This window comes from Clostridium sp. AM49-4BH (assembly GCF_003478335.1).
Lineage (GTDB): Bacteria > Bacillota > Clostridia > Lachnospirales > Lachnospiraceae > Butyribacter.
The window spans coordinates 54,645-64,970 of sequence record NZ_QUFB01000014.1 but is presented as its reverse complement, the minus strand read 5'-3'; the positions used below and the strand labels follow the sequence as shown (position 1 = coordinate 64,970).

Below are 10,326 nucleotides of genomic sequence, written 5' to 3'. Positions count from 1 at the left end.
ATTTTGCAGCCACTAAAAAGTGGTTTCTGCCATCCGAGAACTATAGTAATTGCCTTGCCGCATTTTGTTTTTATCGTGATTTCTAAATTTTGTTGTCTCTGATGTATGATTTACATGCCTTACGGAGAACTCGAAGTCCCGGAAGCAAGGTATTCATCATTTTTGAAAGGGACTTTGCGCTCGTCGTTACTTATGTCTCGTATTTCAGAGACATTAAGTAACGTGACGTATGTGGTTGGAAATTACTTTTGGTACGGGAAGTTTGAGTAAATAATTCATATATTCGGACAGGCCGCATATATTGGAGAGTAAGAAAGGTGATAGGAGGCAGGATGAATTGGTGGAGGATAGAAAACAGGAAATCATGCGCATTTTACCGGGAGAGATTCGGCAAAAGGTACAATCTCTTTCCATTGACTGGGAGGGGCTGCAGGAAATACGTTTGCGTGTCGGTAAACCGGTTATTTTGCGGTATCGGCAAAAAGAATATTTCTTGGCACGGCGTGGCGGCATGGTTCATGAAGCGAGACAAGCGGTGTGTGTGGGACGGGAGCAATTGAAGGAATCCATGGAATATATGAGTAATTATTCTCGTTATGCATACGAACAAGAGATCAAGCAGGGCTTTTTGACAATTCGCGGTGGACATCGCGTAGGACTGGCGGGCAGGATCATACAAGATCAGCAGCACATCAAAGGGATGCAATACATATCCTGTCTGAATATCCGTCTGGCACATGAAGTGATAGGCTGTGCTGATCGTATTTTTCCGTATTTGCAAGGAGGAGATAGTATTCACAATACATTGATCCTGTCTCCGCCGTGTGGTGGTAAAACAACGTTATTGCGGGATATTATCCGTATTTTATCCTCGGGCATAACGGAAGGGGTACGAGGAGAACACTTTGAGGGAGTGACTGTTGGTGTTGTCGATGAACGTTCGGAAATTGGATCGTGTTATCATGGTGTACCACAAAATGATCTTGGTTGTAGGACGGATATTTTGGATGGATGCCCCAAAGTAGAGGGAATGATATTGCTGGTTAGGTCGATGGCTCCACAGGTTATTGCCGTGGACGAGATTGGCTCGATGGAAGATGTGGATGCGATGGAATATGCCGCTAATAGCGGAGTGAAGCTGCTAGCAACGGTACATGGAGCGAGTATGGACGAGATAAAGCGTAAACCGGGAATTGAGCGTTTGATCAAACACCGGTTCTTTGAGCGCTATGTATTGTTAGGGGATGGCATCGGTAATGTGAAAGCGATTTTCGATGACAGAGGTTCTACGATAATGTGACAACAGGGAGGAGAAGAGGAAGAGATGTTAAAGTGGATCGGTTGTATATTAGTTATGACAGGATGTGTCGGCGGAGGAATGGTGATGGCTGTGGGGCTTAAAAGACGAATACGTATATTAGAGGAATTGGAGGTGTTATTGCAGCGGTTATACGGGGAAATGGAGTATGCCGGTAATGATATGATTGATATCTTAAAAATCTTACAGGTAGAAAGTATTTATTTTTCGGAATTATGGCAGCGTATCATAGAACGGTTAGAGCGTGGGGATTCTGTGCGGTTATGGGAAGTGTGGAGAGAAGAAACTAAGCGTAAAACCGGTCTTTCACCTATCTGTTTTTTGGGACAGGAAGAACAATATATTTTGCAGGAGGTGGGACGTGCATTAGGGCAGACAGATCGTAAAACGCAGCTGCACATGTTAAAGCTGCACGAACAAAGATTACATAAAGTTGTGAATAAGATTCGCAGTGAATCTCAGACACAGGCACGTGTGTATCGTGTTGTGGGGGTGACGGCAGGATGTTTTCTGGTAATCTTGTTCGTATAGCAAAAGTGGAAAGGCAGGAGTCTTATGACAATCAATTTGATTTTTAAGATAGCTGCAGTGGGGATCTTAGTGTCTGTTTTGGGACAGGTGCTAAAACATTCCGGCCGTGAGGAGCAGGCTTTTTTGGTAAGTCTTGCCGGACTGATCTTAGTATTACTGTGGGTTGTACCTTATATTCAGGAGTTGTTTCAGACGATAGAACAGTTATTTATCGTCTAAAGGAAACCTTGCGGATAGAAAGAGCGAGGAAGGGGGTGCAGGGTGGAAAAGAGCTGAGGGATGATCGCGTAGATCAAGCTGGCAGATGGGGAAAGGAATGTAGGAGTACTATGCTGAAAGTTGCAGTGATCGGAGTGATGGGGGCGTTATTAGCTCTATTGTTAAAAGGGGAAAAGGCAGGACAAAGTCTGTGGGTTGTTTTGGCAGCGTGCCTTTTGATCATGGGAATTTCATTATCTAAGCTTGAGAATATCCTGACAATGATCAGGGAAGTGGAGGAGGCGCTTGGAAGTGGAGCGTTATATCTGCAGGTTTTGCTCAAAATGATAGGGATTTCTTATATTGCAGAATTTGGTGCAGAAATATGTAAAGATGCCGGATTTGGTGCTGTGGCAGGGCAGATTGAATTTTTTGGAAAAATCATGCTGCTGGCGGTTAGCATACCGATCATTCAAAATTTGATCACATTGATCGGGCAAATGGGAATATGAAAGGAGGCACCTATGGCTGAGAATGGGACAGATGTGATCTTAGATGAAATATCCGGAGATGAGATCCAGAGTGTTTTGGATACGCTGATGGGGAACTCTTCTATTTCTTTTATGGATTATGTTGCATCTATCATACAGGGAAAGGTCCCGTTTGATCCTGCTGATATGGGAAGACAATTGATTCAGAGTGTTTTCGGAAATATCGGTCAGCAAAAGAGTATGCTGTTGTATGTATTGCTCTTGGCGGTCATTGGAGCAGTTATTACGAATTTTTCCAAGCTGATGCAGGGAAAACAAGTTGCAACAACAGCATTTTATGGGGTGTATCTGTTACTGTTTTCGGTATTAACAGGTGCATTTATGCAGGCATCAACGCTGGCAGTGCAGACGTTATCCGGATTGTTAGAGTTTATCAAGGTGCTGACACCGGCGTATTTCATCAGTATGAGTTTTGCCAGTGGAGCAGGAGCGGGGGCGGTATACTATGAATTCACATTAGTCATCGTAGCCGTCATTGATCTGGTTTTAGTGAAGATACTGTTACCTGCTATTAATGTATTTTTTTTGCTGCAGCTTGCCAACGAACTATCAGAAGAGGAAATGTTTGGCAAGATGGCAGAGCTGGTGAAAGATCTGGTTACATTGGCGCTGAAGACAATGTTTGGGATCATGATGGGGATCAATGTGATTCAAGGCTTGATCGTTCCGGTGTCAGCAGAACTTCAAAATTCTACATTGATCAAGGCGGGGGGCGCGATACCGGGTGTGGGAAACACGATCAGCACAGTGACAAATACGGTGCTTGTTGCCGCTAAATTGGTAAAAAATGCGGTTGGTGTTGCCGGCGTGATCGCCGTATTTTTACTCTGCGCAGTGCCATTACTTAAGTTGTTATTTTGGCAGTTTGGCTATCAACTGGTGGCGGCCGTAGTACAGCCGGTGTCAGAACCACGCGTTATACGCTGTTTAGGAGCGATTAAAGAATCTTTAGCACTGTTGGTGCGTGCCGTAGCATTTGGTGCCATGTTGTTTATTGCGTCTATTTTGGTCATCAGCAGCATGACTTGATACAGAAAAATCCGGGTTCAGATTGTTAGTATGATCAGATGAGGGGGACCTTGATTTCAGATTGGTAGAATGATCTGATACAGGAAGGGGAGATTGTCGTATGCAGGAGTGGATCCGACAGATTATCATTTACGTTATTTTGGTAACGGTTCTGCGCGGCTTGATCATGAAACCGCAGTACGAGCAGTATTTTCGCTTTTTTAGCGGGATCGTACTGATCTTGCTGGTAGTCAGTCCGGTGCTACGCGTTTTACATCAAGATACGGCTTGGCATGATACGGTGGAGCAATATTTATTTCAAATGGATGTAAATGATATCCAAGAGCAGCTCGCAGTTACGGAGGGCAGGAGACAGGAGGTTATTATGCAGCAATATACGGAGCAGTTAGAAGAGCAGATTAAGAAGCAGGCCGGGCAGCATGCTCTGCCTGCGGATGAGGTAACTGTGAAAGCGGATGCAAAGGGAGTGATCCACAAGATAGAACTGCATCTGGAAACAGAGGAAACCAGCAAGGTCACAAAGGAGCAATTGCGGCAATTTAAGAACCAATTATGCAGTCAATATAAACTGCAGAAAGAGCAGGTAGAAATATGGATCTAAAAAATATATGGGGCTCGGAGGGGAGAGAACCATTGCGGCTTCAAGATATTGGGCTCCCCAAGATCCTTGTGATCGTAGCGGTAGGCATTGTACTGTTGGTGCTCTCTCTGCCGGGGACAGGTGGTTCTCAAAAGAAGATCGGAAAGCAGGAAAACTCATCGGATGTGACATCAGAGGAGGCATCAGAGCAGATTGCGTTAGATGCTATGGAGCAATATAACAAAAAGATAGAAAAGGAACTTTGTGAACTGTTAAGAAAGGTAGATGGAGTGGGTGATGTGCAGGTGATGATCACTCTTGCTTCATCCGAAGAGCGGGTAACGCTGCAAAATGATTCTGCAACAACGGAAAGTACAGGAGAGGATGGAACCGGGTCCAAACGGCAGAAGGAATCAGCGACAACGGAAAGTGTTCTTGTCCGCAAAGATGGACAGGATACGCCATATCTGGTGCAGATATTAACGCCGGAGATTGAAGGCGTGGTAGTCGTGGCGTCGGGGGCCGATAGTGGTCAGACAGACACAGAAATAATTGCAGCGGTGCAGGCATTATTTCCGGTGCAGGCACATAAAATTAGGGTAATGAAGATGAAATAACATATGCAGCGTATGCGGCAAATGAGATAGTTGCTGAAATACGCAGAAAAGAGGGAAGTTTATGAAAAAGCTTGTACACAAAAATCAAATTATCATTACTGCCCTTGCGGTGATGATCGTGGTGGCAGGATATTTGAATTTTACGGGACAGGAGATTGCGACCGGTAATATTCTGCAGAAAGATGCAAAACAGACACAGAGTAAGGTGAAGGCGGATGGTAAAAAAACGGACAAAAAAGAGAGTAAAACGACGAAAGTATCAAAGAAAGGCGCCAAGACAACTGCCAAAAAGGCGGACAGTAAAAAGGATGCGGTGACGAAAGATATATCCGAAGAAGATAGTGCAAAAGTTACGGTCAATGATAACGGAGAGGTCGTAGCGTCACAGGAAAATCCGGGAGAAGCAGTTATGGTATCCAATACGATCGGGACGGATTATTTTTCTTCGGCAAAACTTTCCAGGGAACAGACGCGTGCCAAAAATAAGGAAACTTTATTAGAGATTGTCAATAATAAGGCGTTAGCTTCTGCGGACAAAAAAGCAGCGGTCAAAGAAGTGGCTGCGATCACTAAATTGTCGGAAAAAGAAAATGCGACGGAGATGATGTTAGAGGCAAAGGGATTTGCAGATGCAATGGTCAGCCTGAGTGACAAGAGTGCGGATGTTGTTGTTAATGCAGAAGAGTTAAGCAGCAAACAGATGGCACAGATTATTGATATTGTGAAACGTAAGACAGGATTTGCGGCAGAAAATATTGTTATTACACCGGTGCAGATTGAGAAAAATTAGTAATACATTGCAAATCTCCTGTTTTTTGATATAATAAACTGTGAGGTGCTGATGCTTTCCTGAAATATGCATAGCACACAAATGACAGGTTATAATATCAGCGGATAAAAGGAGGTTATTATCGTGGCAAACGAACAGAAAAATAAAAGTATTGGCGAAGTAAAGATTGCAGCCGATGTTGTTGCAGCGATTGCCGGATTGGCGGCAACAGAGGTTGATGGTGTATATGCTATGGCAGGTACACTTACCAATGAACTGGCAGGAATGCTTGGCAAGAAAAAATTAACGAAGGGCGTTAAGGTACAGATGGAGTTAGGTGTTGTGCATGTAGACATGATGATAAGTGTACGATATGGATACAGCATTCCAAAGGTGACCGAGCAGGTACAGGAGAGAGTAAGCCAGCAGATCGAGACGATGACGGGTCTTACGGTTTCAGAGGTTAATGTACGTGTATCCGGAGTAAATCTGGGCAATGAGTAGAGGAGAATTGAACGAGAATGGCTAGGAAATTGACAAGAAAAGAAATGCGGGAACAACTATACCGTATGTTATTTCAGTTGGAGTTTCACAAAGATGCAGAGTTAGATGAACAGTTGGCTCTTTTTATGGATGATCTGCAGGAGATCAGAGAGGCAGATCGTATAGAATTAGCAGATAAATTTCATGGAGTGGCTGCTCATGTAGAGGAGCTGGACTCCATGATCAATGACAAATCTACCGGATGGAAAGTGGGTCGATTGCCGAAGGCGGATCTGACCGTACTTCGTCTGGCAGTTTATGAGATCATGTTTGATGAAAACGTACCGGATAATGTGGCTGTGAATGAGGCTGTAGAGCTTGCAAAACAGTATTGTGGCGATAGTTCACCGCGTTATATTAACGGAGTGTTAGCTGCCGTTGTACGCGAAAGGAGCAATACGGATGCAGAGACGCAGTAGCGGTGTCGAAAAGATATGCTCGGTTTCACAGATCAACCAGTATATCAAAAATCTGTTTGTTAGAGATTATTTGTTGAGCCGCGTGCAGGTGCAGGGAGAAATATCAAATCTTAAATATCATTCTTCCGGTCATATTTATTTCACGTTAAAAGATGAAGCAGCACAGATTTCCTGCGTGATGTTTGCAAGTTATACAAGAGGTATGACGTTCCGATTGGAAGAGGGACAGAATGTTCTTGTGTATGGGAGCATCAGTGTATATGAAAGAGATGGAAGATATCAGTTGTATGCCCGTGATATTAGTATGCAGGGTGCCGGTAAATTATACGAAGAATATGAAAAACGAAAAAAGCGCCTCCTTGAGGAGGGGCTTTTTGACGAAGAAAATAAAAAGCCACTTCCCAAATATGCGAAGACGATCGGTGTGGTGACAGCTCAGACAGGTGCGGTTATACAGGATATCTGTAATGTAACCCATCGACGTAATCCGTATGTACAGATACGGTTGTATCCTGCCAAGGTACAGGGAGAGGGAGCCGCACAGACAGTGATCCGGGGAATTCGTTATTTTGAAAAGACGGATGTAGATACGATCATTATCGGGCGCGGAGGCGGATCTATCGAGGATCTGTGGGCGTTCAATGAAGAGGAACTGGTTCGAGTGGTGGCTGCGTGTACAAAACCGATCATTTCAGCAGTAGGACATGAAACAGATACAACGCTGACAGACTATGCAGCAGATATGCGAGCACCGACCCCATCGGCGGCCGCAGAATTAGCAGTGTATTCTTACCGGGATCTTACGATGGAACTTAGAGAATCTGCGAGACAATTACAGCAAAGTATCTATCATTGATCAAGTTGAAGAAAATCTTGCTGACCAGATATGAAATGGCATTATCTCATTCCAGTCCACAGGATCAGATCCGACAGCGCAGGTTATATTTGGCGGACAGTGAGGAACGCTTAAAGCGTTTGCTGGAACAAAAACTTACTTCAGCAAAGCATCAGGTGGCGTTGTATGCAGAAGAGTTAAAGGGGCTTTCACCGCTCTATAAATTGCAAGGTGGTTATGCTTATGTGGCAGATGACGCCGGCAATAATATTAAGTCGATCGATCAGTTGAAAAAGGGACAGCGATTGACCCTTACTTTGAAAGATGGACAAGCAGATGTTGTGGTGCAGGATGTAGCATCAAAGCGCTAGAAAGGCAGATAAATTATGGCAAAAAAATTGAGCATAGAGGAATCTTTCGAGCAGTTAGACACGATCATTGGCAGCTTGCAGCAGGGGGATCTGTCGTTGGAGGAGTCCTTTCAAAAATATGAAGAGGGAATGAAACTGATCAAACATTGTAGTGATACAATTGACAAAGTAGAAAAGAAACTGGAGATCATAGAGCAGGAGGAAACAGAGGGGTGACAAGTATGACACAAGAACAATTTCAGGATGCATTAAATGCGCGAGTATCCACAATAGAAAAGGTATTAGTGAGTGCATTGCCAAAGAATATTACGATGCAAAAGACGATTGCAGATGCGATGGAATATAGTCTGATGGCGGGTGGCAAGCGTCTCAGACCGATGCTCATGTTAGAAGCTTATCGGTTGTTTGGCGGCAGTGATGAAACTGAGATTGAACCGTTTATGGCAGCAATCGAGATGATCCATACGTATTCTCTCGTGCATGATGATCTGCCGGCGATGGATAATGATGAGTATCGTCGTGGCCGTAAAACCACACATATCGTCTATGGTGAAGATATGGGGATCCTTGCCGGGGATGCTTTGCTCAATTATGCATATGAAACAGCGGTGGAAGGTGCACTTAAGCTGAAGGATCCGGCAAATGGTTTGAAGGCACTGCAGATTTTAAGCCGCAAAGCCGGAGTATATGGAATGGTAGGAGGTCAGGTGGTCGATGTGGAATTGACCGGCAAGCCGATTTCGGAGGAGCAGCTCGATTTTATATATCGTTATAAGACGAGTGCACTGTTAGAGGCTTCTTTGATGGCAGGGGCCGCTTTAGCCGGCGCCGCTGAAGAAGAGATTGCACAGATAGAGTGTGTCGGCAGATTAGTCGGGTTAGCCTTTCAGATCCAAGATGATATTTTAGACTTGACAAGTACGGCGGAAGAGCTTGGTAAACCGATAGGCAGCGATCTGCGTAATGAAAAGACAACCTATGTATCTTTGCATGGGATGAGAGAAGCAGAGGAAGCAGTCGAGGAGTATTCCAAAGAAGCTGTGGAGATATTAGAAAATCTTTCAGAAGAAAATGAATTTTTAGATCAACTGATCGTGTCGTTGATCCACCGCAAGAAATAAATACTTTTGATGGATAATATTTGCAAAGAAAGAATTATGTCTGCGGATCAGAATCAGCGGATATAGAAAGGAATGACAGACTACTGTAATGTTAGAGCAGATAAAAGAAGCAAATGATATTAAATTGATAGATCCGTCCGAATACCGGGAGTTAGCGCGAGAGATCCGTAGATTTCTTGTGCGCAAGGTCAGCAGAACGGGAGGACATCTCGCCTCCAATCTGGGAGTGGTGGAGTTGACGATGGCAATGCATCTGTGCTGTGATCTGCCGGAGGATAAGATTGTATGGGATGTGGGACATCAGTGCTATACGCATAAGATATTGACCGGGCGACAGGATGCGTTTGACAGTCTTAGACAGTATGGCGGCATGAGTGGTTTTCCAAAACGTGGAGAGAGTGAATGTGATGCGATGGATACCGGGCACAGTTCAACATCGATCAGTGCTGCGCTGGGACTTGCCAAAGCGAGAGATCTACAGGGCAGACATAATAAGATATTTGCAGTGATCGGAGATGGTGCTCTGTCTGGAGGAATGGCGTATGAAGCGTTAAATAATGCAGCCAGACTCAGATCCAATATGATCATCGTATTAAATGATAACCAGATGTCAATTTCCAAAAATGTAGGTGGAATGTCGAACTATTTAGGTAAGATCCGTACCGATACTAATTATACGGAGTTAAAGCAGGATGTGGAGAATGCTTTGGAGAAATTGCCGCATTTTGGAAATCGTTTAACAGAGCGGATACGCGGTGTCAAAGATTTGATCAAACGTATCTTCATTCCGGGAATGTTGTTTGAGGATATGGGAATCACTTATATTGGTCCTATTGATGGCCATGATATAGGACAGATGGTAACGGCATTTAATAGTGCTTCTAAATTAAATGCAGCGGTAATCGTTCATGTGGTCACACAAAAAGGAAAGGGGTATCCGCCTGCACAGAAAGACCCTTCTTCGTTTCACGGTGTGGGACCGTTTCGGGTATCGGATGGTACATTACTTCATAGCAAAAAAGATGTACCGACCTATACCAAGGTGTTTCAAAATGTGATGCTAAAGACAATGGAAGATCGGGAAGATGTCGTGGCCATTTCGGCTGCAATGCCAACCGGTACCGGATTATCTGCTGTTGCTGAGCAATACCCGGATCGCTTTTTTGATGTTGGCATTGCCGAGGAACATGCAGTGACTTTTGCAGCGGGGCTTGCGTTAGGCGGCAGCAGACCGGTCGTGGCATTGTATTCTACTTTTTTGCAGCGTGCCTATGATCAAATACTGCATGACGTCTGCATTGGCAGCCTTCCGGTTGTCTTTGCGGTGGATCGCGCCGGATTGGTCGGAAGTGATGGTGAGACGCATCAGGGAATCTTTGATATTGCCTTTTTGTCACAGATGCCAAATCTGACAGTAATGGCCCCAAAAAATTCGCAGGATTAG

Annotated in this window: 15 protein-coding genes; all 15 read left to right on the top strand. The window is 44.4% G+C overall.

Annotation, left to right across the window (positions count from 1 at the left end):
- Nucleotides 1-340 precede the first annotated feature (340 nt).
- The 15 genes from spoIIIAA to dxs all read left to right on the top strand — a co-directional run bounded on the left by spoIIIAA (nt 341) and on the right by dxs (nt 10,326).
- Nucleotides 341-1,300, top strand: coding sequence for a stage III sporulation protein AA (gene spoIIIAA / locus DW981_RS05975; RefSeq protein WP_022024384.1), 960 nt, complete (start codon nt 341-343; stop codon nt 1,298-1,300).
- Nucleotides 1,301-1,324: 24 nt separating this feature from the next.
- Nucleotides 1,325-1,849 (top strand): stage III sporulation protein AB, encoded by a 525-nt coding sequence (locus DW981_RS05970; RefSeq protein WP_022024383.1) that lies wholly within the window; start codon nt 1,325-1,327, stop codon nt 1,847-1,849.
- A gap of 24 nt (nt 1,850-1,873) precedes the next feature.
- Nucleotides 1,874-2,068: a stage III sporulation protein AC gene (spoIIIAC, locus tag DW981_RS05965; RefSeq protein WP_022024382.1), complete on the top strand. Its 195-nt coding sequence runs from the start codon at nt 1,874-1,876 to the stop codon at nt 2,066-2,068.
- A 35-nt stretch (nt 2,069-2,103) separates the two neighbouring features.
- Nucleotides 2,104-2,559, top strand: a complete 456-nt coding sequence (locus tag DW981_RS05960; protein ID WP_118507091.1) for a SpoIIIAC/SpoIIIAD family protein — start codon at nt 2,104-2,106, stop codon at nt 2,557-2,559.
- A gap of 12 nt (nt 2,560-2,571) precedes the next feature.
- Nucleotides 2,572-3,627, top strand: a complete 1,056-nt coding sequence (locus DW981_RS05955) for a stage III sporulation protein AE (RefSeq protein WP_118507090.1) — start codon at nt 2,572-2,574, stop codon at nt 3,625-3,627.
- Between the two features lie 100 nt (nt 3,628-3,727).
- On the top strand, nt 3,728-4,228 hold the full coding sequence (locus tag DW981_RS05950; protein WP_022024380.1) for a stage III sporulation protein AF: 501 nt from the start codon (nt 3,728-3,730) through the stop codon (nt 4,226-4,228).
- Complete coding sequence (locus DW981_RS05945) at nt 4,219-4,824, top strand: hypothetical protein (protein WP_118507089.1); 606 nt, start codon at nt 4,219-4,221, stop codon at nt 4,822-4,824. Before DW981_RS05950 ends, DW981_RS05945 begins: the two co-directional genes overlap by 10 nt.
- A 61-nt stretch (nt 4,825-4,885) precedes the next feature.
- Nucleotides 4,886-5,614, top strand: coding sequence for a SpoIIIAH-like family protein (locus tag DW981_RS05940; RefSeq protein WP_118507088.1), 729 nt, complete (start codon nt 4,886-4,888; stop codon nt 5,612-5,614).
- 123 nt (nt 5,615-5,737) lie between these two features.
- Nucleotides 5,738-6,097 (top strand): Asp23/Gls24 family envelope stress response protein, encoded by a 360-nt coding sequence (locus DW981_RS05935; RefSeq protein ID WP_022024377.1) that lies wholly within the window; start codon nt 5,738-5,740, stop codon nt 6,095-6,097.
- Nucleotides 6,098-6,114: 17 nt separating this feature from the next.
- Nucleotides 6,115-6,555 (top strand): transcription antitermination factor NusB, encoded by a 441-nt coding sequence (gene nusB / locus DW981_RS05930; protein ID WP_022024376.1) that lies wholly within the window; start codon nt 6,115-6,117, stop codon nt 6,553-6,555.
- Nucleotides 6,539-7,411, top strand: coding sequence for an exodeoxyribonuclease VII large subunit (xseA, locus tag DW981_RS05925; RefSeq protein ID WP_347474517.1), 873 nt, complete (start codon nt 6,539-6,541; stop codon nt 7,409-7,411). The genes nusB and xseA overlap by 17 nt, the downstream gene beginning before the upstream one ends.
- Nucleotides 7,408-7,761, top strand: coding sequence for an exodeoxyribonuclease VII large subunit (locus tag DW981_RS16125; protein ID WP_347474516.1), 354 nt, complete (start codon nt 7,408-7,410; stop codon nt 7,759-7,761). Before xseA ends, DW981_RS16125 begins: the two co-directional genes overlap by 4 nt.
- 15 nt (nt 7,762-7,776) lie before the next feature.
- Nucleotides 7,777-7,977: an exodeoxyribonuclease VII small subunit gene (gene xseB / locus DW981_RS05920; protein WP_022024374.1), complete on the top strand. Its 201-nt coding sequence runs from the start codon at nt 7,777-7,779 to the stop codon at nt 7,975-7,977.
- Nucleotides 7,978-7,982: 5 nt separating this feature from the next.
- Complete coding sequence (locus DW981_RS05915) at nt 7,983-8,882, top strand: polyprenyl synthetase family protein (protein WP_118507093.1); 900 nt, start codon at nt 7,983-7,985, stop codon at nt 8,880-8,882.
- An 88-nt stretch (nt 8,883-8,970) separates the two neighbouring features.
- Nucleotides 8,971-10,326, top strand: a complete 1,356-nt coding sequence (gene dxs, locus DW981_RS05910; RefSeq protein ID WP_347474515.1) for a 1-deoxy-D-xylulose-5-phosphate synthase — start codon at nt 8,971-8,973, stop codon at nt 10,324-10,326.

Bases quoted from the DNA above. Each gene is read 5' to 3' on its own strand.
- DW981_RS05970 (WP_022024383.1), top strand. From the start codon at position 1,325: ATGTTAAAGTGGATCGGTTGTATATTAGTTATGACAGGATGTGTCGGC.
- DW981_RS05940 (WP_118507088.1), top strand. From the start codon at position 4,886: ATGAAAAAGCTTGTACACAAAAATCAAATTATCATTACTGCCCTTGCG.
- DW981_RS05915 (WP_118507093.1), top strand. From the start codon at position 7,983: ATGACACAAGAACAATTTCAGGATGCATTAAATGCGCGAGTATCCACA.
- xseB (WP_022024374.1), top strand. From the start codon at position 7,777: ATGGCAAAAAAATTGAGCATAGAGGAATCTTTCGAGCAGTTAGACACG.
- spoIIIAC (WP_022024382.1), top strand. From the start codon at position 1,874: ATGACAATCAATTTGATTTTTAAGATAGCTGCAGTGGGGATCTTAGTG.
- DW981_RS05945 (WP_118507089.1), top strand. From the start codon at position 4,219: ATGGATCTAAAAAATATATGGGGCTCGGAGGGGAGAGAACCATTGCGG.
- xseA (WP_347474517.1), top strand. From the start codon at position 6,539: ATGCAGAGACGCAGTAGCGGTGTCGAAAAGATATGCTCGGTTTCACAG.
- nusB (WP_022024376.1), top strand. From the start codon at position 6,115: ATGGCTAGGAAATTGACAAGAAAAGAAATGCGGGAACAACTATACCGT.
- DW981_RS05955 (WP_118507090.1), top strand. From the start codon at position 2,572: ATGGCTGAGAATGGGACAGATGTGATCTTAGATGAAATATCCGGAGAT.
- dxs (WP_347474515.1), top strand. From the start codon at position 8,971: ATGTTAGAGCAGATAAAAGAAGCAAATGATATTAAATTGATAGATCCG.
- DW981_RS05950 (WP_022024380.1), top strand. From the start codon at position 3,728: ATGCAGGAGTGGATCCGACAGATTATCATTTACGTTATTTTGGTAACG.